Raw genomic sequence first — 19,626 nt, 5'->3', positions numbered from 1 at the left:
GGTGGGCGCCGCCCCGGCATACGGCCGTGGGGGCTTGCCCGGTTTTCTACAATGCCGGCAGTTTATCGAGAGCTTTCATGACCGCAGACGCCTTCGCATCCTCGTCCTCCGTGCCCACTGTGCAACAGGGCTCGTTCCTCACGCTGCACTACCGCCTGGCCGGCCCAGCGGGTGACGTGATCAATACCTTCGAGGACAAGCCCGCCACGCTGTCGGTCGGCACGGGCGAGCTTTCGCCCGCGCTGGAGCAGCGCCTGATCGACCTGCCCGAGGGTGCGCGCGCCACGTTCGAGCTGGCCGCGGGCGAGGCTTTCGGCGAGCGCAACCCCGACATGCAGCAATGGGTGGCCAAGAAGCTGCTGAACGAGCTGGGCGACCCCCACGAGGAGTACACCGTGGGCGACGTGGTGCAGTTCCCCACGCCCGACGGCACGGGCCAGTACGCCGGCGTGGTGCTGGAGGTGCGCGAAGACGGCGCCGTGCGCTGTGACTTCAACCACCCGCTGGCGGGCGTGCCCGTCACCTTCGAAGTGCTGCTCATCGGCGTGCTCTGAACGGGACGCCGCCATGCAAAAACCCCAGGAAATCGTTCTGGCCGAGCCGCGCGGCTTTTGCGCGGGGGTGGACCGGGCCATCGAGATCGTCGAGCGCGCCATTGCCAAGTTCGGCGCGCCCATCTACGTGCGCCACGAGATCGTGCACAACACCTACGTGGTGAACGACCTGAAGGCCAAGGGCGCGATCTTCATCGAGGACCTGGACGAGGTGCCGCCCGGCGCCACGCTGATCTTCTCGGCCCACGGCGTGAGCCGCGCTGTTCAGGACGAGGCGCGCGCGCGGGGTTTCACCATCTTCGACGCCACCTGTCCGCTGGTGACCAAGGTGCATGTCGAGGTGGTCAAGCTGGCCAAGGAAGGCTACGAGTTCATCATGATCGGCCACAAGGGGCACCCCGAGGTCGAGGGCACCATGGGCCAGTTGGACCATGGCATCCACCTGGTGGAAGACGTGGCCGACGTGGCCCGTGTGCAGCCCGCGCAGACCGAGAAGCTGGCCGTGGTCACGCAGACCACGCTCAGCGTGGACGACGCGGCCGAGATCACCGCCGCCGTGCGCGCGCGCTTTCCCTCCATCCGCGAGCCCAAGCAGCAGGACATCTGCTACGCCACGCAGAACCGCCAGGACGCGGTGAAGCTGCTCAGCCCGCAGGTGGACCTGGTGATCGTGGTGGGCAGCCCCACCAGCTCCAACAGCAACCGCCTGCGTGAGCTGGCAGCGCGCCTGGGCACGCCGGCCTACATGATCGACAGCGTGGACGAGCTGCGCCACGAGTGGTTTGACGGCATCTCCCGCGTGGGCCTCACGGCCGGTGCGTCGGCACCCGAGGTGCTGGTGCAGGCCGTGATCACGCGGATCAAGGAACTGGGTGCGGTGGCCGTGCGCAAGCTGGACGGCATCGAGGAAACCGTGAAATTCCCGCTGCCCAAGGGCCTGAAGCTGGACACCGCGACGGGCCTGGAGATCACCGAGCGCCCGCCCGAAACCGGACCGGGCGGACACTGAACGCACTTCTTCGCCCGCTAAAGCCGGGCGTCGCGGGGCTGCACAAACCCTGTCTGCGACAGCTTTGCTTCATTATTGATAGCTGCTCGCGCTTGATGGATAAGCGCTAAGGGCATATTTGGCATCTATATTGCAATGCCTGGGCGTGGGTGGGGCATGTGGCACCGGATGGCCAATCCCCCGCAGAATGTGGGCCTCTTTACAATTTCCGCTTCTTCACACCGTGGGGGCACGCTGGGCCCCCTGCATATGGAAATAGCAATACTGTTCGCCCTCATCCTGCTCAATGGCGTGTTCGCCATGTCCGAGCTGGCTCTGGTCTCCGCGCGCAAGACGCGCCTGCAGAAGCTGATCGATGAGGGCGATAGCGGGGCGATCGCAGCGGCCAAGCTGGGTGAGAACCCCACGCGCTTTCTCTCCACCATCCAGATCGGCATCACTTCGATCGGCGTGCTCAACGGCATCGTGGGCGAGTCGGCCCTGGCCAAGCCGCTGGGCGAGTGGCTGCTGGGCCTGGGGGTGGAGCCGCAACTGGCCGGCTACCTGGCCACGGGCCTGGTGGTGGTGCTGATCACCTACTTCTCGATCGTCGTCGGCGAGCTGGTACCCAAGCGGCTGGGCCAGAGCTACCCCGAGACGGTGGCGCGCGTCGTGGCGCGCCCCATCAACTGGCTGGCGCTCGCCACCAAGCCCTTCGTGCGCCTGCTGTCGATCTCCACCGAGGGGCTGCTGCGCGCCCTGGGGGTGAAGGAGTATTCCGCCAGTGCCGTGACGGAGGACGAGATCCACGCCGTGCTGGCCGAGGGCACGAGTGCCGGCGTGATCGAGTCCCACGAGCACCAGATGGTGCGCAACGTGTTCCGCCTGGACGACCGGCAGATCGGCTCGCTCATGGTGCCGCGCGCGGACGTGGTGTTCCTCGATGTGGAGGAGCCTTTCGAGGAGAACCTGCGGCGCATCGAGGAGTCCGACCATGCGCGCTTTCCGGTGGTGCGCGGCGGCATGGAGAACATCCTGGGCGTGCTCAACGCGCGCCAGTGGCTGTCGCGCACGGTGCGCGATGCCCAGGCGCGCGACCTGACGACCCAGCCGCTGCAGACGGCGCTGTACGTGCCCGAGACCATCAATGCCATGGAACTGCTGGACAACTTCCGGCAGTCCGACGTACAGATGGCCTTCGTCATTGACGAGTACGGCGAGGTGCAGGGCATCGTGACAGTGCAGGACATCATCGAGGTCATCACGGGCGAGTTCCAGCCGCGCGACCCTGAAACCTCCTGGGCCGTGGAGCGCGAGGACGGCAGCTGGCTGCTGGATGGCCATATCCCCGTGCCCGAGCTCAAGGACCGGCTGCAACTGTCCACCGTGCCCGAAGAGGACCGCGGCCGCTACCAGACCCTGAGCGGCATGGTCATGCTGCTCACCGGCAAGCTGCCCAAGGTCACCGACACGGTGCAGTGGGAACGCTGGCGCTTCGAGGTGGTGGACATGGACGGCAAGACCATCGACAAGGTGCTGGCCTCCCGCCTGCCCGATGAGGAGGCCAGCGCCGATCCCGCGAGCGGCGACTGAGGCTCAACTCCACAGGTCCAGCGGCGGGTCCGCCGCCACCGCGCGCAGGATGTCGGTGCGCGAGATGAAACCCGCGAGCAACCCGCGCTCATCCGTCACCGGCAGGCCGGGCAGGCCGGTGTCCAGCAGCACGCCCGCCACGCGGCGCAGTTCCGTGTCCGCAGCCACCGTGGGCACGGGACTCACCATCACTTCGGAGACCGGCCGGCGCGCGAGCTCAATGGCCTGCTTGACCGCGCCGGGCTCGGGCAGCAGGTCCAGGGGCGCCATGTCGGCACGCAGCAGCAGGCCCACCACTTGGCCCTGATCATTCACCACGGGGGCCTGTGCGATTTCGTGCTCGGCCAGCGTCTGCCATGCATCGTTCACGCGCTGATCGGGGGCCACCGTGAGCGCGCCCCTGGTCATCACGTCGCCCACGCGCGACAGCGGCTGACGCGGCTGGGCGGGGCCCTGATCGGTCTGCACATAGGCCGATACGGCCTCCAGCAGGCGCAGGGGCTTGGGCGTCGCCGTCTGCGCCGTGGCGGGAGGGGCTGCGGTCGCAACAGGTGCCGCGTCGCTGTCCAGGGCGCGTGTGCGCAGGGCCTGGGGGCGGTGCACGCGCCGCACCGGCGCCACCTGCGCCAGCTTGTCCGGTCCACCCCGGTAGATTTGCCCCGAAGGGCCGAACACGAAAAACATGGCTTTGCCTCCTGACCCCTGGCCAATGCACCCGCATTGGTGGTGCATTGCCATGTTATCGGCGCGAAACGCCGCGGCTTTCGCCCCAGTACGCTCTTAGCATGCCGGGCTGCGCCACTAAAATCGCCGCCTATGCTAGACATCCTCCTCCTTCGCAAAGACCTCGCATCGGCCGTCGCACGGCTGGAAACCCGCAAGAAGCCCCAGGCCTTCCTGAATGTGGAGGCGTTCCAGGCCCTGGAGTCCGAGCGCAAGACCATCCAGATGCGCACCGAGGAGTTGCAGTCGCAGCGCAACCAGCTGTCCAAGCAGATCGGCATGCTCATGGGCAAGGGTGAGAAGGACGCCGCCGAGGCTGCGAAAGCCCAGGTGGCCGCGATCAAGGCGGAACTGGACGGTTCTGCCACCCGGCTGGATCAGATCCAGGGCGAACTGCAAACGATGCTGGCCGCCGTCCCGAATCTGCCGCACGAGAGCGTGCCCGTGGGCTCGGACGAGAGCGCCAACGTGGAGGTGCGCCGCTGGAGCCCCGATGGCCCACAGCCGCGCAGCCTGGGCTTCACCCCCAAGGACCATGTGGACCTGGGCGAGCCGCTGGGCCTGGACTTCGACATGGGCGTGAAGCTCTCGGGATCGCGCTTCACGGTGATGAAGGGGGGCATCGCGCGCCTGCACCGGGCCCTGGCGCAGTTCATGCTGGACGTGCAGACCCAGGAGCACGGCTACACCGAGTGCTACGTGCCCTACGTCGTCAATGCAGACTCGCTCAAGGGCACGGGCCAATTGCCCAAGTTCGAGGGCGACCTCTTCGCGGCCCAGAAGGGCGGTCAGGATGCCGAGCCCGTACCCGACAACGCGCAGCTGTACCTCATCCCCACGAGCGAGGTGCCCCTGACCAACTTCGTGCGCGACGAAGTCTTGGCCGAGGCCCAGCTGCCGCTCAAGCTCACGGCCCATACGCCCTGCTTTCGGTCGGAAGCCGGCAGCTACGGCCGGGACACGCGCGGCATGATCCGCCAGCATCAGTTCGACAAGGTCGAGATGGTGCAGATCGTGCATCCCGACAAGAGCTACGAGGCGCTGGAGGAAATGACCCGCCATGCTGAGGCTGTACTGCAGAAGCTGGGCCTGTCCTACCGCGTGATGAGCCTGTGTACGGGCGACATGGGCTTTGGCGCCGCCAAGACCTACGACCTGGAAGTGTGGCTGCCCGCCCAGAACACCTACCGTGAGATCAGTTCGGTGAGCAACTGCGAAGCCTTCCAGGCCCGCCGCCTGCAGGCGCGCTTCAAGAACGCGCAGGGCAAGAACGAGCTGGTGCACACCCTCAACGGGTCTGGCCTGGCCGTGGGCCGCACGCTGGTGGCGGTGCTGGAGAACTACCAGAACGAGGACGGCAGCGTGACCATTCCCGAGGTGCTGCGCCCCTACATGGGCGGCCAAGCCACGCTGCCGGTCTGAAATTTCCTGCTAGAATCGCGGGCTTCGACACACAGGAGAGGTGGCAGAGTGGTCGAATGTACCTGACTCGAAATCAGGCGTAGTGGCAACACTACCGTGGGTTCGAATCCCACCCTCCACTGCAAGTATTCATATCAGACGGGCCCGAGCGGCCCGTTTTGCATTTCTACCTTCTGCTTTATCTATCGCAGCGACGAGTGCGTCGCGGTGCGGCTAGCAGTTAGATGGGCATTCTTCATTTCCAGCCAGCCGCGTACACACCCTGCATGACTGCGATGTGTGTCTCGTTTACGGCCTGAGAGTATTGGCTCAATCTACTCCGAGTGATCTGCACAGCGTTGTTTTCATTCACGGCGAGGTGCGGCGCTCGTTCAATATCTCGTGGGCCCAGACGACCGTATCTGTGGAGGAGCACGTTGCGCACCATAGATGCCTCATTCAGAGTGTTTGAGGTATTTGTTGGGATAGCTATATCGGCTCCCAGCCAACCGAATAGCGTCGTCAATCGCGCGGCAATATCCCATCCACCGTCGGGAGTTTTTTGTTTCGCTTTCTGGTCAAGTTTTTGAGCGATTTCCAGACACTTCTCATCTGACCATGGCCAAGCTGCCATGTCATATGTTCCGCGAGCAAACTTGTCGGCAGCAGATGTTGCGGCGGAGTTGATCGTCCCCAGTGCAGCCGCGATGATGTTTTCAGTGCCGGTCTCGTACGCAGACCAAAGACTCAGGAATGCAAGCACATTGACGCGGTGATAGTCCTCCGCTTGCATTTCAGATACCCAGCGCATGTTGTCTTCTGCTTGAGCGACGAGTCTTGTGATCGTCTCAGGAGCGGCCCCTCTCTTCTGCCCCGCATCCGCCAGCAAGACTTTGTGTAGGGGCCCCAGTCCTCCCACCATGTGCAGGCAGTCAGTGAGATAGCTGGCCAGGAATCTATCTCCGACCAGTCGAGATCCGGTCTGAGCCACGGCATGCAGCACCTTGTGCTCTGGCGATGTTCCTAGCGGACGGTCGTGCAGTTCTGGCATGGCAGGTGCGAGTGGCTCGGGTAGACCTATCGTACCCGTGACCACGCTTTTTTCTCGTTGCCGTCAGTACGCCCGGAGCTTGGTTCCGCCCACCAATTTTGAGGAGAGAGTCGTTGGTCCCTTGAGGGACTCTCCTTTGACTGCCCTAGTCTTTGATGGCGCAGCAGCGATATCGTGATCCTTTGATTTCCGCCAGCCATAGGTTTCTTCCCAGCGTTTTATCTATCGTGGCGCACGAGGCTGCTCGTCTTTCCGACTACCCATTACTTCAGCCACTTCTCGAGTTCTGGTGCCGCCCCACCAAAGATGGTCCCGACGAAGAGCAGGACGACCCCAACGGCAGATACATGGACCCCGCCCGTTGCGGTGGATTCGATTTTTTTTGAGACGGCATCAATTTGCCCCGACAACTGACGGGCCTGTGCGTCCAACGCTTCTTGTGCCTTCGCTTGGGCCTCCACTACCGCTACATGTGTTCTGCCTTGCGCGTCTTCTAGTTTCTTGACTATGCCCTCCAGATGCGTCACGCGACCTTCAATGGTTTGGTCGGCAGAGGGGCCGTGAGTTGTATGTAGATACCCTCGACCAGAGAGCCCAGACAGTATTCCGTTCACGCTGAGCGTTACTGCTGGAGGATGGAGTCGCGGGAATACCTTTATCCATGCCTTGAATTGCGAGCGGACGGTTGGTTGTCCGAAATCAGCTCGTGTTTTCAAGATGCCCAACACTACTGTTAACACTCCGCCCAGCTGCAAGCACATGCCAGTCAGACGAAACGACTGTTCTGTCTTGCCGAATGTGCCTACGCTAGCGATAGATATGCCAACCCCCGCGATTGCCCACCAGTAGTAGCTATTGATCGGTACACGTAGTACCCAACGGCCTATCTCCCTCAGCCAACGGACAAGATTCTTCATAGTTCATGACTATCCAGATTGTTGCCACCCATTGTGTCAGGTGTGCAGATAGAGCTTTCATCATCATCGTTGCCTGCACTGCAGGCGATGCCACCTACGTCAGATTACCCAGTAGAGTTGCCGCGCCCAGTTCTCTTGAGACTACCCGCGCACGGGTTTACCAGGGAGAGCCAAACACGCCTTGCGACTGTCCTGGTCTTTGATCGCGTAGCAGCGATCCCGCGATCCTTTGATTTCCGCCAGACACTGGTTGCGCTTGTCACCATCCTTGATGCGATAGCAATTTCCAGGGTCCCGCTTGACCTGCGCCAGACAGTACGCCCGCTTGTCCGCATCCTTGATTGCGTAGCACTCCGAGGTGCCCGCCATGGCCTCCCCCATCCAGACCACTGCGATCATGCAGAGCGGCACGAGGAGGTGTCTTCTCGCTATGTTGTTGATGGTCATGGTGCCCTCATTCGCAGATGCTGTGGAACATGGCCTGCTCCTCGCCAGCGGTGCATATGGTCAGTTGTTGCCCATCACGTCGCCAGCGGAATCTACACATGGCCAGCCCTGATCCGCTACAGGTCTGCATTTCCGGACGGCCCTCACATCGGGTGTCACCCTCCATGCATTGATCGGCATCTTTGGAGATCACTGGCTGCCAGCCATCACGCATCAGTACCACCCGCACCTGTGCATAGGATTCGTTGCGAGCGAATGGCGGGACAGGACGCCGTTTGATGCTGGTCTGGGCCTGGGTTTCATCCACCACTGGCGGCGGCGAGCGATCATTCCCGTCTGGTGACTTGCGAGAGATCATGAGTGGCGCGCGATCCTCTGCAGCCACGGTGTTACCCGTGACCTTCTGCCATTGCCCGGCATATGCCCAGTATGTCTTCCCTTGGTAGGTGACCAGCATGCGCTTGGGTTTGAGGTGATCGGCATCCTTCGATGTTTGCCATTCCATCCAGTCCGCCTTCACAGGGTCCCCATGTGTCACCTCACGGCATTGCCCACGCGCGATCTTGCGTATTCTTTCTTGATAGAAAACCCAGTTACTACGCTGTAGGTAGCCGTCGTCGGTGACTATGCGCACCAGCACCTCCGGTTGGTGCCGAAATTTCTCCAGCAGAGCTTGGTTGGTCACGTCCGTGGCACCAATGATTTCATCGAATGATTGCTGTTGATGGCATAGCAGGGCAGGTTCCTTCATGGCAGGGCGCAGTTCCAGTTCTACGTCCGGCATGAGTAGTGCGACCGGGACCATGACTGCGACAGTCAGCCCGTACCACGCCATCACTACCTTGGCCTTGCCTATGCGGCCCTGCCTCCATGTGCCCGATGACCATGCAGTGAGAGACTTCCATTGGGTGGTGAGATAGTTTTTCATTGCATTGCTCCCTCTGTGTTGTTGTGCTGATTTGGTGTGTTGTCCCGTGTTGATGCGATTGGGGCAGAGCTATGACCGTCGGTCGTATTTTCCGCGCGGCGACCGTGGGCGTAGTCCGCCCAGTCCTGCATGAGCTGCTGCCTCTTGGCGAGGAGGTCACCACGCCGATACGCAGCCTCCACCTTGTTGCCCACCGCATGGGCCAGTGCCATTTCCGCCACCTCGTTCGGGTAGTCGGTTTGCTCCGCGCACCAGTCGCGGAACGTGGAGCGGAACCCATGGGGCACCGCCTCCAGCTTCAGGCGACGGAGTACCGCCGTGAGCGTCATGTCTGAGAGCTGGCTACCCAGTTCGGGGTCACGGCTGTTAGGACTCGGGAATACATACGCCTTGCCCAAGTTGCGTCCTGCTGCCTGGGCGAGTGCTTTCATTTCTTGCAGGAGTGCAATGGCCGCATCCGACAGCGGCACCCGATGGGCCTTGCTGGCCTTCGTGCGTTCGGCGGGGATCGTCCACACCCGCGCAGCCAAATCGATTTCCTCCCAGGTGGCACCGCGAACTTCTCCGGAGCGGGCTGCCGTCAGGATCAGGAATAGCAGGGCCTTGGCACCCATGCCGTCCTGCCCCACCAGTTGCTCCATGAATACTGGCAACTGCGTATAGGGCAGCGCCTGAAAATGCGTCGTCTTTGTCACCTTGCCCGGAGCAGGCAATAGCTTGTCCAGTAGCCCTTTCCAGCGCGCAGGATTGGAATCTGTGCGGTATCCCCGTGCAATGGCCCAGTCGATGATGGATTCGATGCGACCGCGCAGGCGGGTAGCAGTCTCCGTCTTGCTGGACCAGATTGGCTCCAGCACCTTGAGCACCATCGCGAGCGATATGTCCCGCACAGGCATCTTGCCCAGCACGGGCGTGGCATACATGTCCAGCGACCGTTGCCACTGCTGTGCATGCTTGGCGTTCTTCCAGCCCTTCTCATGCGAGGTGATGTACCGTTTGGCCGCTTCACCGAATGTCATGCTGGTGTGGATTTCCGCGACCAGACGAGCACGCGCTCTCCGTGCATCCTCGATGGGGTCGATGCCCTGCGCCAATTTGGCACGGGCAGCCCGAGCCGCCTCTCGTGCATCCGCCAGCGTGACGGACGGATACGAGCCCAGGCCCAGGTCTCGTCGCTTGCCTGCCACCTGATAGCGCAGCACCCAACTGCGTGATCCGTACATCGTGACGTTGAGGATCAGGCCACGCACGCCGCCGACATGGTTGGTGCCACGGCGCCAGAGGGCTGCGACCTGCGCCGCACCCAGTTCCTTGCGCGGTTCGCGGGGCATCATGGCTACACCTCCGCTGGTGCAGGACACGGATAGCCAGGGGGCTCATAGATCAGTACCTGCCATTCGCACACCGAGGCACGAGAGAGGGCTGGAGCAGGGTCACCCCCATCCATGGCGATCAGCTCACTCTCGACGGCGCGAGTGCGGCCCTCGGAGAGCCAGTTGGTCCAGGTGCGGTAGCGGGCGATCATCCCGGCGTCGCGCTGGTGGAGATAGACGACCTGCAGTGGCGCAGGCGGGTTGGGTGCAGTCAATCGAGTTTCCTCCTTGACCGCCACTCTGGAGAATTTGGAGGACTTGCGGGAAATTTCGATTTCATCGTCCCGGAACCCGCATGGGGCAAGGCGTTGCTCTCCTCTCCCCAATTCTATTGAGTTGGTTGCTATCAATTTCATATCAATGACTCCTATGTCATTGATTTTCAATAGCTTTTTTCAGGGGCGGAGAGGGGGTGTCCGGAGTGGGCGCGCTGTCTTGACGGACGAGACAAGGGGCAATTTTTCTTGCGACGCGAGACACGGAGACTCCCTGGCGATGGGGCGTATGGAGGGGAGATCAGCGGGTAGACCTACCCGCCATCTGTTCAGGCCAGTTCGTAGGGTTCCAGCGTCCAGGCGTAGTTGAGGCGGCTGGGGTGGCGGGGATGGCCGCTGGCGGTCAGCTCACCGAATCTGCGCCATTGCGGCTGATACTGCGCCAGCCGTTCATGCAGCGTGTCACGGGCCCGGAGGAAATAGGTCCGGTCCACCACCGTTTCGCCCCAGGCAGCCCAGAGCGTGGGATTGGCGTATTGAGCGACGACTTTCTCGATGGTCTCCAGATTGCGCTCGTAGGCCACAGGGTCAGCCTTGGATGGTAGGTCCTGATGCTTGGTGGCCCGCACCGGGTAGAGGTTCAGCATGACAAATCCATCGAATCCGCATTGCTGCGCGACCTTCTCCACGCGGGTCACAGTGGGGTCAAGTTTCTCTTGGGTGGCAGTGCTTGGATTGAGGCCGATGACCAGCAGCGGACGAGCTCCGGAGCGGCCTAGGGTGTAGCGCCATTGGTCGTTTTGGTCGGAGTGGTAGATGTCGTACATGGAGGCTTTCAGATGGGCATTCGTAGCGTCTGCCCAGTCCGCTCCGGCTCAGGCATCAGATTATTTTGTACCACATATGCGGGTGCATAGAGTCGTCAGGCAACGGACAGTCCCTGCCCATGACCAGGGACGAGGCATTGATCGCTGCGTTCGCCGACGAGCTTCGCTCCCGGCGTGCTGCGCTGCGTCTGTCCCAAGAGGAATTGGCCCATCGTGCGGGCGTCAATCGGACATACATCGCCAAGTTGGAGCTGGCACGCAATCAGCCTACATTGACTGTGTTGTTGCGCGTGGCGGAGGCGCTGGAGGTGCCGCTGCCGGAGTTGATTGCTGGGGCTCTTGTTCGGCGGTAGTTGCCGCGCATTTCCGGGGGGCGCTAGCTGGGGAGCTGACAGCGCAGCTGGAGATACTTACTCTGGCCCAGGTATTTGCGTATCGCTCAGCGGACCCTTCTGGGCCCAGTAGAAATCTTGATCGCCCATTGCTTATCGTCAGGGTGCAGTCGCCAGCTTCGCACTGGATAGCTTTCCCGGTTTGGGCCAGGTCCACCTTCTAGGCTTCCCACCTCCGACCTCCCAGCCAGTCCCCCGCTCCCCCGCCCCCTCTCCCCCTTTAGGGGAGGGGGCGTGGGGAGTGGGAGGCTAGGGTCAGCGTGGCAGACGCACCTTACCCTCATGCAGGATCAGGAGTCCGGCATCGATCAGGGACTGGATCGCCTCGCGCACATTCTTGGCGCGGTGGTTACTGCCATAGCCTTCTTCCCCGTTGTCGCACTTGTCCTTGAATGCTTGCGCGACAACCTTGCTGATGGCCTCATGGGTCGCCTCTCCGGGAGACTGTTCGCCATCGACGCCGATGCCTGCCACGTGCAGCTGCAAGGTGATAGCCTTCAGTGCCTCATCGGCCCGCTCCTGTGCCTTGGTCTTGGGCGACGGCAGGGCCGCCGGAGCCTTTGCATCCTCGACATGCCGCACCACGATGGATTTGAGGGGCTCCGTTTCGTGCTCTGGCTGGAAACTGACCCCCTCGATCTTGAACCATCCTGCCGCCGGTTCGCCATCCCGGCCCTTGGCCAGGCGCCAGTAGCGATCTTCGCCCGAGCGGCCTACTTCGATGGAGACGTCCGGATTCGCGTGCAGCGCATATGCGCCGCGCGCGCCCCGCTTGGGGTCATTACCGCAGTGGTGCACGAGCAGCACCGCCGCCCCGGTCATCTGCGTCAGGCGTTGCACGTTGGCGATCATCCCAGCCATGGCAGAGTTGCTGTTCTCTTCCGCCATCCCGGCGATGGACGCCGACAGCGTGTCGATCACGATGAACTTAGCATCGTGCTTCAGCGCCGTCAGCGCCAGCTCGTTGACATCCTCCTCGCTGGAAACATTGCAGGGATTGAAGACATAGTGGATGCCCTCCAGGTGATTGACGCCCCGGTCGTGCTCCAGCGCCTGCACGCGGGTACGCACCCCGATCTGCCCTTCCAGGGCTACATAGATCACATTCGTGGGGGTCACGGGATGCCCTGCCCAGTCAGATCCACTCGCAATAGCCGCCACCATATCGAGCAGCAGCGCGGTCTTGCCCGCCTGGGACTCGCCCCACAGGATGATGATCTCGCCCCCATGGAACACATCCCGCACCAGCCAGACATGCCGGGGCAGATGGCGGAAGTCCTGAGAGGTATGGGTGGGCAGCCCGCGCTTTACCCCCGGCGGGAGCGGCAAGGTAGGCTCGGGCAATTGGCGCGGAGGCGGAGATGCAGGGGGCAGATCCGCTTCTTCCAGTTCGGGTGCAGGTGCCGCCATTGAGGACACGAGCAGAGGTTCAGCTTCCAGGCCGGGAGCGGTTTCCGACTGCTCGTCTTCCTTCGGGCTCGGCTCGGGCTGGAGTCCCACAGCTTTGGCGACGACCAGCTTCGCCCTGTAGTTGCTATCACTGCCAGCAGGCGGGTGCTCGGTTGCCAGATTGTCGGCCTCCAGCTCCTTGCGCAGATTGCGCTGCCAATCGAGGATGGCAGCCATGAGTTGAGCTTCTCCGGCGTACTGGCGCAGGGGCAGAGATACCGGAGGCAGAGACACCTCTTCAGATTCAGATTCGGACGCAGGAGCTACCGTCGAGGACACGAGCACCGGTTCAGCTTCCTGGCTGGGTGTAGTGCCAGCGGCTTCCGTCTGCTCGTTTTCCACGGGGCTCGGCTTGGTATTGAGCCCCAGCGCTTGGGCCACTACCTGCTTCGCCACGTAGTTGTTGAGGTTGCGATTGGCCCCAGAGTGGTCAGCGGGGTTGACTTGATGGATAGACATATATGTTTTCTCATTGAATGTTGGGTGACATGCGCAAGACGCCGTGAGACGGGCAGACAGTTGCCTTGCCCGATCGCCGGTGGATTGGCGTGTGAGCGCCCTGCGACATGCGGATAGACAGGGGCCGGAGCCCCTATCGCTTTAGGTCATGCCTACTTACCTGAGCGCTTGCGAGCGGCAGACTGCTTGCGGGCCAGACGGCGCTTCTTGGCTGCCCGCTGGCGCGTCCCGGCTTGATCGACCGGCGGGGTAGTGAGACGGCGTTCCACGCGCCACAGTCGGTCGCCTACCGACTCCATGCCATCGAGGAGTTCGAGCAGCATGGCGTTCTGCCGCTTGAGCATCTGGTTCTGCTGGATGAGGCAGGCGGTTTGCAGGGAGAGGGTGAATTGGTCTTGGTTAATCGTCTGTTCCTTTGGCGATGCGCAGCCTGCCGGTTCTGTCACTGCCGACCAGGGACGATGCGCAAGATACGATTTGTTGCAAATTTCCCCATTCGCCGGGCGATGAGATTGAGTGATTGAGATTGAATATTTCATGATGTGAGATGACTCCTATGGTTGTGTGCGTTTGAGCGCGAAATGCGCGGGCCACATAGGGAATCGGGCGAGCAGGCGCGGACAACGCCGTCGGAAAAACCGAATTTGTATCTGTATGTATCTGATCTGTGAGAGCCACAGAGGAGGTTGCCCGCTAGGGGGTGGGGCGTATGACCCTTGGTGATCGCCGGGCTGGCGAGGGGTAGCGTGAGGGGGAGAGGTGCGGAACTGGCTACGCTGCCGTCCCTAGGATCAGAGCGCAGAGGTGGGGTGGGCCTTCGGTGGGCGGGCCCCTTGTGGCAACATCATCTGGAAACGGTGGATGTGTCCGTTCCTATATTCAGCCAGCCATGAACCTTAATGAGATCACCCGCGCAGAGATTGCATCCCCGTCAGATCTGATGACATGGGCCGAGCATCTAGAGCGACTGAATCTTGAGCAAGGGCCAATGCTCTTCAGAGGGCAAGCCGAGACATATACAAACCTTCAGCCAACATTGGCCCGTGCTACCCAAGGTGGTGCGCACGACGCTGCCGTGTTGTTAGAGCGGCAACTGATCAGGAATTTCCGGACGCACTATCGTGACCTCAAGACGTTGCCTGCTGATATGCCATCGGCTGATGATGTGGTGGCGCGATCAGATGTTGACGTGCTGAGTCTTATGCAGCACTACGAGGTACCGAGCCGCTTACTTGATTGGTCTGAGAGTGTCTGGGTGGCCGCATATTTTGCGTGTGCGTCCAGCGCCAGCAAGGATGCTGAGCTTTGGTTTGTGGATAGCTCACTACTTGACTTGACGCCAGATGAGCTCCCAGCGTCGGCAGTGCGGGAACGCATTGCCTCTTCGATTGGCGGACGTCCTGCCGAGTATCACCCGAGATGGGGAATGCCGTTACTGGCGGTAGTCGAGCCTTCATCCAATACACGCCTGGCGGCTCAGCATGGGCGATTGACGGCAAGCGACAACGCAACTGTTGACCATGCCGGGCTCTTTTGGCGGCTCGCTACGTTGCGTCATGGAAATGAGCGCACAGGCCAGTCATTTGGTCGTCACATCATCCGGGCCAGCCGGAAGCGAGACATCTTGAGATTTCTGTCCGAGGAGAAGGGAGTGAGTGCGAAATCCCTTTTTCCGGACATCGTTGGCCTTGGGCGGTTCCTGAGATGGGAGTTTGAGGCGTTGCGGACTGAGCTGTATTGAGTTTTCTGATCCGCTGCTTACGCTTCAGATACCGCAGTATTGTTTCGCGCTATTTTTTTGCCTTGCTTTCGTCGTCTATTTTCCAACGTACCGACTCAATGGAGAATTTGTTCAAATTAATGAACTCTCCATTCTGATCCTTATCCATTACTCGGAACTCACCCGTTGCTCTCGGCGGAGTGCCTTCATATCGAATGGCAATTAAGCGATCACCATACCGTTTGATGACAGCAATGTCTGGTGCCGATTTGAGGACGATGAAACTATCTTGGAACCGTGCGTGTATTGCACCGATTAGCCAGGCCCCAAGCAGTGCCATATAGGCAATCAGCACTAAGCCAACTGCAGTGGTCCCGAAAGTCCTCTTGGGGCCGTCCCATGCAGATTTAGAAGTTTCGGTTTCTTTTTCTCCTCGCGAAATGCGCTGGGTAAGCGGACCAGTGGTAAATATCAGCGCAAAGATGTAGTCTGACAAGAGAAGCAGGGTAGATACGGCAAGGTTGAGTGTCATGAGCCAGCGGAATGGCGTACCTGTCAGCGTAGGAGTAATCCACATGAGTGCGATTAATACTAGCCGCGTCCGTAGCCGTGGCCAAGGGATTGCTGCTAGCAATTCACGAGGCAAGTGACTCATTTCTATGAGCAGGATAACTGCCCCCAAAATGAACAGTGCTGCGAAGAGAATGGTTCCGGTTGAGGGCTCGATCAAGAAGCCTGGTATCCCGAAATAGGCGCAGTAACCGTACTCGTAGGCGAACGTCAGAAGGTAGGCAGCTGCAGTGGCACTTGCAATAATCAATCCGTCGGTAACTAGCGATCTCGGCTTTTGCACTTCAGCCGCTCTTTGCGTTTTTAGCCGGTGGGAACGTGGCAAGACCCTCTCCTCTATTACATATCGGTCAAGGATTGGATCATGGTTTTGCAGTGGGGGCTGTTGAGTTCACACGGTGCTTGCTTTGTGCAAGGGCACACCCATACACGACCATGGGCCTAGCTTAGACGGGTGTGCTAGCGCTCAGGATCAACCGGAGCGCGTTGCCGCAAGGTCTAGCTGTGGCTACAACATATACAGCCTGAGCACAGGAGTGCCTGAACGCAGCAGATGAGCCGCGCTCGGCGTACCTCTTACGTCAGATCAACGGTCGGTGCAGATGGGGCATGGGTCTTCACCCATGTGATCCCGTTGTCACGCGCCGTGGTAGACGAGTACAGCTCGCTAGTCCCGATCACTTGACCATTCGTGGCAGTCAGCGTGAAGTAGGGGCTGCCGTTGCTGGCAGTGAGCTTCTGATAGCGCGCATCGTATGGCGCGTTGGCCTTTACCGACGCGATGCCTGCTTCTGCGTTCTGCTTGGTGGTGTAGCGTTCACTGGTCAGGACAACCTCGCCATTCCCCGTGGACTTGAGATTGAACATGTACTGGGTACCGCTGCGCTTGAGATGAAAAATTCCGGACATCTAGTGTTCCTTAGTTGAGCATTGATGAGGTGAGGACACCTTCAGGAGACCTGCGGGTGCCCTCACCGGGCTACGTCACCGCTTGCTATTCGGCGTACGGCTTACTGGCTTCCATGTGCTGCCAGGAGTCGTAGTCGGAGGCAAGGGCTTACGGTCAGGCACCGCCGCGAAGTTGTCACGCAGGCCCCCACGAGGCCCCACTTCTTGGAAGATGCCGCCACTGTTGCCGGTACTCGTACCGGGCTTCTTTCCTGCTGTCATAAATTTCCTTTCTGTACAGCAAGTTCCCCCGGTACGTAGAACCCTCTAAAGCGAGATCAAATTGATTCCGCTATGCTCAACGCTTCCTAGGACGTGAGTTCGGGAGCAGATTTCGCCGGTATCGGTAGTCTGCTGGCCTGCCGGGACTGGTACTCTCGGCAGGTCTTTCTCTTAGCTGGATGGAAACCCAGCACGCACACTATATATGGGGTCTTTGGCGGTTGCAAGACACTACCGGTAGTGTGTTGTGCATAACTTTGTGGATAAGCTGGACCCGTTATGTGGATGGGTGTGTATAGGCCAATTTTTGGCTTACCCATCAGGCTACCCACCGCTCCGGAGTTCAACGGCTCGGGCCTGGCCGTGGGCCGCACGCTGGTGGCGGTGCTGGAGAACTACCAGAACGAGGACGGCAGCGTGACCATTCCCGAGGTGCTGCGCCCCTACATGGGCGGCCAAGCCACGCTGCCGGTCTGAAATTTCCTGCTAGAATCGCGGGCTTCGACACACAGGAGAGGTGGCAGAGTGGTCGAATGTACCTGACTCGAAATCAGGCGTGGTAGCAATATCACCGTGGGTTCGAATCCCACCCTCTCCGCCAAACTAAAAAGCCTTGCAAGCCAGTCGCCTGCAAGGCTTTTTTCTTGGTGCGTCCCTTCTGGGGCCAGCTCTTGTGACCAAATTTCGAGCGATTTTGCCCCCGGGGCCTTGCTGAGCTAGCGCCAGTAGCTATTTAAATAATAGCAACGGGCGCCGGGATTCATTCCTGCGCAGCTGCCAGAGCCAGCAGCGCTGCCTCCACCTCTGATGCTGGCACGCCGTCCACCGGCGTCAACAGGGGGGCTAGGGCCTGCAGTGCGCCGGCTTCCTTTTGCAGCCGAGCGATGGACTGGCCGGCGTCGCGCGGGGCGTCGAAACCCGTGCTTTGCAGCAGCAAGCGGCCGTCGGCAGCCACCAGCTTGAAGTAAAACTTGCCGTCGGCCTCGCGGTATTGCTTGAAAGCGGGCAGGGCGGCCTTGCTGGTCTTCTGCGTGGCCGGTGCGGGGTGTGCGACGGCACTCAGGCCGCGCAGGCCTACGGCGGCGCGCAGGCGCTGCAGGAAGGGGGCAGCGATGGCGCGGGCACGCTTGGCGCCGATTTGCAGGGCGGCCTCCACCTTCTCGGGATGGGCCATCAGGTCGTCATAGCGCGCGCGCATGGGCGCGATTTCGCGGTCGATCCGCTCGAACAGCATCTGCTTGGCGTCGCCCCAGGCGATGCCGTCCGCATAGGCGCGCCGCATGGCGGCGGTCTCTTCGGGTGTGGCGAAGGCCTGGTAGATCTGGAACAGAGCCGAGCCCTCCACCTGCTTGGGCTCGCCAGGAGCGCGCGAGTCGGTGACGATGGAGCCGATGAGCTTCCTCAACTGTTCGCGCGTCGAGAACAGCGGAATGGTGTTGTCGTAGCTCTTGCTCATCTTGCGCCCGTCCAGGCCCAGCAGCAACGCCACGTTGTCCTCGACGGCCGCCTCGGGCAGCGTGAAGTGTTCGCCGTAGAGGTGGTTGAAGCTGGCCCCCATGTCGCGGGCCATTTCGATGTGCTGGATCTGGTCGCGGCCCACGGGCACCTTGTGGGCGTTGAACATCAGGATGTCGGCCGCCATCAGCACGGGGTACATGAACAGCCCTGCGCTCACGCCGTCGTCCAGGTCGCGGCCGGCTTCCTGGTTCTTGTCCTGTGCGGCCTTGTAGGCGTGGGCGCGGTTGAGCAACCCCTTGCCAGTCACGCAGGTCAGCAACCAGTGCAGCTCAGGAATTTCAGGGATATCGGACTGACGGTAGAAGGTGACCTGCTGCGGGTCCAGTCCAGCGGCGAGCCAGCTGGCGGCGATCTCCAGCGTGGAGCGGTGTACGCGCTCGGGCTCCTGGCACTTGATGAGGGCGTGGTAGTCGGCCAGGAAGTAAAAACTCTCTACGCCTGCGTTGCGACTGGCGGCCACGGAGGGGCGGATGGAGCCCACGAAGTTGCCCAGGTGCGGCGTGCCCGAGGGGGTGATGCCGGTGAGGAAGCGGATGGTCTTTGGCATGAGGGGGATCAGAGAAGGAGCCGGTCAGCGCAGCAGCGCGACCAGTGGCGACAGCATGAGGTTGATGGCGCTGTAGCCCAGCGCCATCAGGGGGCGCAGCCACAGCGCGCCCACGACGCCCGCCACCACCAGTGCAAGCACGATGAAGAAGCCGTAGGGTTCGATGCGCGAGAGAAAATGGGCTTGCTTCCACGGCAGCAGGCCGACGAGGATGCGGCCTCCGTCCAGGGGTGGCAGCGGAAACAGGTTGAACGCCCACATCACGAGGTTGACGGCAATGCCGGCGCGCGCCATCTCCGGGAAGAAGCGCTCCTGTGTGCCGGTGGCGACCAGCGCGACCAACAGCAGCGCCCAGCCGATGGCCTGGATGAAGTTGGATGCCGGACCCGCCAGCGCCACCCAGATCATGTCGCGCTTGGGGTGGCGCAATTGGCTGAAGTTCACCGGCACGGGCTTGGCATAGCCAAACAGAAACGCCCCCGAGGTGGCGAAATACAGCAGCAGCGGCATGAGCACGGTGCCCACCGGGTCGATGTGCTTGAGGGGGTTGAGCGTGATACGGCCCATCATCAGCGCGGTGTTGTCGCCAAAGTGCCGGGCGGCATAGCCGTGCGCGGCTTCGTGCACGGTGATGGCAAACAGCACCGGCAGGGCGTAGATGAGGACGGTCTGGATAAGGTCGGTCATGGGCACCCGCCGATTGTCGCCCATGCGCGCCGCGGCTTCCTGTCTGACAGCGCACGGGCAGTTGTCCGACAGCCGCATGCTGGACAGGCCGTCACCA

At 61.4% G+C, this 19,626-nt stretch carries 21 protein-coding genes and 2 tRNA genes; 9 read left to right on the top strand and 14 right to left on the bottom strand.

Going from position 1 to position 19,626, the window contains the following annotated elements; genetic code table 11:
* Positions 1-77: 77 nt before the first annotated feature.
* From HND92_RS15370 to HND92_RS15360, 3 genes are all read left to right on the top strand, one after another.
* Positions 78-554, top strand: a complete 477-nt coding sequence (locus HND92_RS15370; RefSeq protein WP_172208216.1) for a peptidylprolyl isomerase — start codon at positions 78-80, stop codon at positions 552-554.
* 13 nt (positions 555-567) lie between these two features.
* Positions 568-1,563 (top strand): 4-hydroxy-3-methylbut-2-enyl diphosphate reductase, encoded by a 996-nt coding sequence (gene ispH / locus HND92_RS15365; RefSeq protein ID WP_172208214.1) that lies wholly within the window; start codon positions 568-570, stop codon positions 1,561-1,563.
* 249 nt (positions 1,564-1,812) lie between these two features.
* Positions 1,813-3,135, top strand: coding sequence for a hemolysin family protein (locus HND92_RS15360; protein ID WP_172208212.1), 1,323 nt, complete (start codon positions 1,813-1,815; stop codon positions 3,133-3,135).
* Positions 3,136-3,138: 3 nt separating this feature from the next.
* On the opposite strand, the gene HND92_RS15355 is transcribed toward HND92_RS15360, so the two are convergent.
* On the bottom strand, positions 3,139-3,819 hold the full coding sequence (locus HND92_RS15355; RefSeq protein ID WP_172208210.1) for an HPP family protein: 681 nt from the start codon (positions 3,817-3,819) through the stop codon (positions 3,139-3,141).
* Between the two features lie 132 nt (positions 3,820-3,951).
* On the opposite strand from HND92_RS15355, the gene serS reads away from it, so the two are divergent.
* Complete coding sequence (gene serS / locus HND92_RS15350) at positions 3,952-5,280, top strand: serine--tRNA ligase (protein ID WP_172208200.1); 1,329 nt, start codon at positions 3,952-3,954, stop codon at positions 5,278-5,280.
* Between the two features lie 34 nt (positions 5,281-5,314).
* A tRNA-Ser gene (locus HND92_RS15345) sits at positions 5,315-5,399 on the top strand.
* A 116-nt stretch (positions 5,400-5,515) separates the two neighbouring features.
* Here the strand turns inward: HND92_RS15345 and HND92_RS15340 are convergent.
* From HND92_RS15340 to HND92_RS15310, 7 genes are all read right to left on the bottom strand, one after another.
* Entirely contained in the window at positions 5,516-6,310 is a 795-nt protein-coding gene (locus HND92_RS15340; protein ID WP_157497322.1) for a hypothetical protein, read from the bottom strand.
* Between the two features lie 263 nt (positions 6,311-6,573).
* Positions 6,574-7,227: a hypothetical protein gene (locus tag HND92_RS15335; protein ID WP_172208198.1), complete on the bottom strand. Its 654-nt coding sequence runs from the start codon at positions 7,225-7,227 to the stop codon at positions 6,574-6,576.
* A gap of 141 nt (positions 7,228-7,368) precedes the next feature.
* On the bottom strand, positions 7,369-7,674 hold the full coding sequence (locus tag HND92_RS15330) for a hypothetical protein (RefSeq protein WP_052952242.1): 306 nt from the start codon (positions 7,672-7,674) through the stop codon (positions 7,369-7,371).
* 7 nt (positions 7,675-7,681) lie between these two features.
* Entirely contained in the window at positions 7,682-8,602 is a 921-nt protein-coding gene (locus HND92_RS15325) for a hypothetical protein (protein WP_172208196.1), read from the bottom strand.
* Positions 8,599-9,936, bottom strand: a complete 1,338-nt coding sequence (locus HND92_RS15320; RefSeq protein ID WP_253940049.1) for a site-specific integrase — start codon at positions 9,934-9,936, stop codon at positions 8,599-8,601. Before HND92_RS15320 ends, HND92_RS15325 begins: the two co-directional genes overlap by 4 nt.
* Before the next feature lie 2 nt (positions 9,937-9,938).
* Entirely contained in the window at positions 9,939-10,331 is a 393-nt protein-coding gene (locus tag HND92_RS15315) for a hypothetical protein (protein ID WP_172208194.1), read from the bottom strand.
* Positions 10,332-10,519: 188 nt separating this feature from the next.
* Positions 10,520-11,017 (bottom strand): DUF1643 domain-containing protein, encoded by a 498-nt coding sequence (locus tag HND92_RS15310; RefSeq protein ID WP_172208192.1) that lies wholly within the window; start codon positions 11,015-11,017, stop codon positions 10,520-10,522.
* Between the two features lie 119 nt (positions 11,018-11,136).
* On the opposite strand from HND92_RS15310, the gene HND92_RS15305 reads away from it, so the two are divergent.
* Complete coding sequence (locus HND92_RS15305) at positions 11,137-11,370, top strand: helix-turn-helix domain-containing protein (protein WP_172208190.1); 234 nt, start codon at positions 11,137-11,139, stop codon at positions 11,368-11,370.
* A 294-nt stretch (positions 11,371-11,664) separates the two neighbouring features.
* Here the strand turns inward: HND92_RS15305 and HND92_RS15300 are convergent, their stop codons facing one another.
* Positions 11,665-13,317 (bottom strand): AAA family ATPase, encoded by a 1,653-nt coding sequence (locus HND92_RS15300; protein ID WP_172208188.1) that lies wholly within the window; start codon positions 13,315-13,317, stop codon positions 11,665-11,667.
* A gap of 152 nt (positions 13,318-13,469) precedes the next feature.
* On the bottom strand, positions 13,470-13,856 hold the full coding sequence (locus tag HND92_RS15295; RefSeq protein ID WP_172208186.1) for a hypothetical protein: 387 nt from the start codon (positions 13,854-13,856) through the stop codon (positions 13,470-13,472).
* 350 nt (positions 13,857-14,206) lie between these two features.
* Here HND92_RS15295 and HND92_RS15290 point away from each other — a divergent pair, with 350 nt between their 5' ends.
* Positions 14,207-15,058 carry an FRG domain-containing protein gene (locus HND92_RS15290; protein ID WP_172208184.1) on the top strand — a complete coding sequence of 284 codons (852 nt, stop codon included), beginning with the start codon at positions 14,207-14,209 and terminating at the stop codon, positions 15,056-15,058.
* Positions 15,059-15,107: 49 nt separating this feature from the next.
* Here the strand turns inward: HND92_RS15290 and HND92_RS15285 are convergent, their stop codons facing one another.
* Positions 15,108-15,932 (bottom strand): hypothetical protein, encoded by an 825-nt coding sequence (locus HND92_RS15285; RefSeq protein ID WP_172208182.1) that lies wholly within the window; start codon positions 15,930-15,932, stop codon positions 15,108-15,110.
* 251 nt (positions 15,933-16,183) lie between these two features.
* Positions 16,184-16,516, bottom strand: a complete 333-nt coding sequence (locus HND92_RS15280) for a YegP family protein (RefSeq protein ID WP_172208180.1) — start codon at positions 16,514-16,516, stop codon at positions 16,184-16,186.
* Positions 16,517-17,068: 552 nt separating this feature from the next.
* Here HND92_RS15280 and HND92_RS15275 point away from each other — a divergent pair.
* Complete coding sequence (locus tag HND92_RS15275) at positions 17,069-17,254, top strand: hypothetical protein (protein ID WP_216662932.1); 186 nt, start codon at positions 17,069-17,071, stop codon at positions 17,252-17,254.
* Between the two features lie 34 nt (positions 17,255-17,288).
* Positions 17,289-17,378, top strand: a tRNA-Ser gene (locus HND92_RS15270).
* Positions 17,379-17,537: 159 nt separating this feature from the next.
* On the opposite strand, the gene HND92_RS15265 is transcribed toward HND92_RS15270, so the two are convergent.
* Positions 17,538-18,842 carry a tryptophan--tRNA ligase gene (locus HND92_RS15265; protein WP_172208178.1) on the bottom strand — a complete coding sequence of 435 codons (1,305 nt, stop codon included), beginning with the start codon at positions 18,840-18,842 and terminating at the stop codon, positions 17,538-17,540.
* Positions 18,843-18,866: 24 nt separating this feature from the next.
* Positions 18,867-19,553 (bottom strand): site-2 protease family protein, encoded by a 687-nt coding sequence (locus HND92_RS15260; RefSeq protein WP_371814899.1) that lies wholly within the window; start codon positions 19,551-19,553, stop codon positions 18,867-18,869.
* Positions 19,554-19,626: the final 73 nt, after the last annotated feature.

This window comes from Diaphorobacter sp. JS3050 (genome assembly GCF_013154915.1).
Taxonomy (GTDB): Bacteria; Pseudomonadota; Gammaproteobacteria; order Burkholderiales; family Burkholderiaceae_C; genus Diaphorobacter; species Diaphorobacter nitroreducens.
This window is presented reverse-complemented; position numbering and strand designations above follow the sequence as displayed.